Here is a 2,337-nt window from a genome sequence, read left to right as displayed (position 1 = left end):
AGATGGCCNACGCCTTCGGCGTTGTCGATGCCGGAGAGCGCGCTGGCCAGTGGGTCGTTGTCCGCCATTGTTAGCTGTACTTCTCGAATCCCATATCGCGGGCGANCTCNCGGAANCACTGNCGNCANAGNNNGATGTCGTACTTGCCGACNAGCCCCTGTTTGCGTTCACACCGGCGGCACTCGATCTGCTGGCCGGTCTCGGTGTCTTCGGCGTCCGTGGTTGTTGCCTCGCTGTCGTCTGCTTGCTGTTCGCTCTGACTCATTCGTCGACCTCCACGTCGAATTCGGCTTCGAGGTACGCCGCTGCGTCCTCGGCCGTCATTCGGTGGTTGCTCGGAATCGACCGTGTCTCCTTGTCGCGTTTGGCGACCCGGTAGCCCGGTCGGACGAGCGTGATGGTCACATCAAGCCCGTAGATACCGATCTGTGGGTCGTACTCCTGNCTCGGGAACTCCGTGTGTTCNNCGATGCCGAAGCTGACGTTCCCGGTGTCGTCGAACTGACTCAGTGAGAGGTCAGCGATCGGGAGTGCCGTTTCAAGGAAGTCCACAGCGTTCTCCTCGCGGAGCGTCGTCTTCGCGCCGATCGGATCGCCCTGGCGGATTTCGAACTCCTGGACGGTCCGCTCGGCGAGCGTCTGGACGCTCTCTTGGCCGGCGATCTCTTCGAGGATCTCCTGGGCGTTCTGCAGTTCACGCCCGCCCTCGCCGACACCCATGTGGACGACGACTTTCTCGATCCGCGGCTCGCGCATCTCGTGGAAGTCGCTGGCTACTTCGCTCATTCGGCATCAGCCTCCGTGTCCTCGGTGTCGTCTGCGTCCGCGGCGTCGTCGGTCGCGGCATCGGCTTCGTCGACCGCGTCGCCGTCATCGTCGGTGAAGTTCTCGTCGATGACGACGACGTACTCTTCGACCGTCTCGAAGCCGCCGTCGTCGTTGGTCGCGTGAACCGTGTTGGCTCCGCTACCCTGCGTGACGACGATCTCTTCGACGGTCCCGATGTCGCCGGCGTGTTGGCCGTCGACAGCGGTCACGAGCGCGCCCTCCTCGTAGACGAAGTGGGCGACGATCGATTTGTCGTCGTTGTCGATGACGAGTGAGTCGTTGGTGGCGTACTCGCTGGCGTCCGCGACGCGGATGTTGGTCCCGTCGTGGAGCGTCAGCTGGAAGTCGCCGCCGCTGACCTGCTCTTTCCGGATGATTTTCCCGAGACGGCTGCCGGCTGCGTCGGCGTCGATGGGGGTCAGCGCGAGCCGACCGCCCTCGTCGGGGAAGACCCGGTAGTACTCCTCGCGTTCGGTGAAGGCGACGATGTCGAACATGCCGATCGGTCGGCGTTCGTCACTGATCGCATCGCCGTTGACGAGGATCGAATCCTGGTTGAGCGCGTAGCGGGCTTCCTTCTTCGAGTCAACGTAGCCCAGCACGTCCCGCAGCAACACGAGCAGCGGCACCCCGTCTTCGCCGTGGGGGCCAGCCCCTGCTTTGACCGTGTACTTCTCGGTCTTCCGCTCGACCGGCCACGAGTTCGGCACTGAGAGCCGTTTCTGGTGGTTGCTCATTCGCTATCCTCCTCGCCGCGGAGCCGCGCCTCACGGCGTTCGTCCTCAAGGTCCAGCTCGGTCACGGTGACGTTGCTGGCGTCGAGCGGCCGGGGGACCTCTTCCCCGTCGGCCTTCTCGACGGTCACCTCTTCGACGTGGATGACGGCGTCCTTGAGATCGACGTTCAGGACTTCGCCTTCGCTGCCGGCGTGATCGCCGCGCTGGACTTCGACCGTATCGCCCGCGTTGACGCGGACGCTGCGGCGGTCGTACTCCTCGCGGAGGTCACTCGACAGCGGAGCCATGACCTGCTTGTGTCGCTCGTGGAGCGACGCGGACTCGGCGGCCTGTCGTTGTTTGTGTGGTTGCGTCGTCATACGATCATGCTCGCCGTGGATGCAATGCTCCCGAAGCGTTCGGCGACTTCGCGTGCGATCGGGCCCTTGATGTCGGTCCCGCGAGGCTCCTCGTTCTCGTCGATGAGAACAGCGGCGTTATCCTCGAACTTCATGCGAATGCCGTCGGGTCTGCGGATCGGCTTGCGCTGGCGGACGACGACCGCCTCCAGCACCTGCCGCCGCATTTCGGGCGTGCCTTTCGTGACCGAGACGGTCACTTTGTCGGCAAGCCCCGCTTTGGGGTGTCGGTTCTTCGTGCCGGAGTAGCCAGCCACGCTGATGACNCGCAGNTNGCGNGCGCCNGTGTTGTCNGCACACGTGATCAGCGAGCCCTTNTCNANNCCCTGNGTCACGTCGGCNTTGAGNGCCTNCATCAGNCNTCGCCTCCAGTT

General features: G+C 64.2%; 6 protein-coding genes (1 of these 6 only partly in view). All 6 read right to left on the bottom strand.

The features are described 5' to 3' along the window. Positions 1-68, bottom strand: partial view of a 30S ribosomal protein S8 gene (locus tag EGH24_RS08480; RefSeq protein ID WP_142979719.1) — the 5' portion only. Its footprint begins 325 nt before the window's first position; the window shows 68 of its 393 coding nt (coding positions 1-68); the start codon lies at positions 66-68; its stop codon lies beyond the left edge, outside the window. A 2-nt stretch (positions 69-70) separates the two neighbouring features. Beyond that, positions 71-265 carry a 30S ribosomal protein S14 gene (locus tag EGH24_RS08475; RefSeq protein ID WP_142979718.1) on the bottom strand — a complete coding sequence of 65 codons (195 nt, stop codon included), beginning with the start codon at positions 263-265 and terminating at the stop codon, positions 71-73. Then, complete coding sequence (locus EGH24_RS08470) at positions 262-786, bottom strand: 50S ribosomal protein L5 (protein WP_142979717.1); 525 nt, start codon at positions 784-786, stop codon at positions 262-264. Before EGH24_RS08470 ends, EGH24_RS08475 begins: the two co-directional genes overlap by 4 nt. Beyond that, the gene (locus EGH24_RS08465) at positions 783-1,565 is read right to left on the bottom strand and encodes a 30S ribosomal protein S4e (RefSeq protein WP_142979716.1); all 783 of its coding nucleotides are present in this window, start codon (positions 1,563-1,565) and stop codon (positions 783-785) included. Before EGH24_RS08465 ends, EGH24_RS08470 begins: the two co-directional genes overlap by 4 nt. Next, complete coding sequence (gene rplX / locus EGH24_RS08460) at positions 1,562-1,924, bottom strand: 50S ribosomal protein L24 (protein WP_142979715.1); 363 nt, start codon at positions 1,922-1,924, stop codon at positions 1,562-1,564. Before rplX ends, EGH24_RS08465 begins: the two co-directional genes overlap by 4 nt. Continuing rightward, a complete protein-coding gene (locus tag EGH24_RS08455; RefSeq protein WP_142979714.1) occupies positions 1,921-2,319 on the bottom strand; it encodes a 50S ribosomal protein L14 in 399 nt (132 codons plus the stop codon). Before EGH24_RS08455 ends, rplX begins: the two co-directional genes overlap by 4 nt. Positions 2,320-2,337 lie beyond the last annotated feature (18 nt).

This window comes from Halonotius terrestris (assembly GCF_006861665.1).
Taxonomy (GTDB): domain Archaea; phylum Halobacteriota; class Halobacteria; order Halobacteriales; family Haloferacaceae; genus Halonotius; species Halonotius terrestris.
Note: the sequence above shows the minus strand (reverse complement) of the source record. Positions and strands in the feature narration are given on the sequence as shown.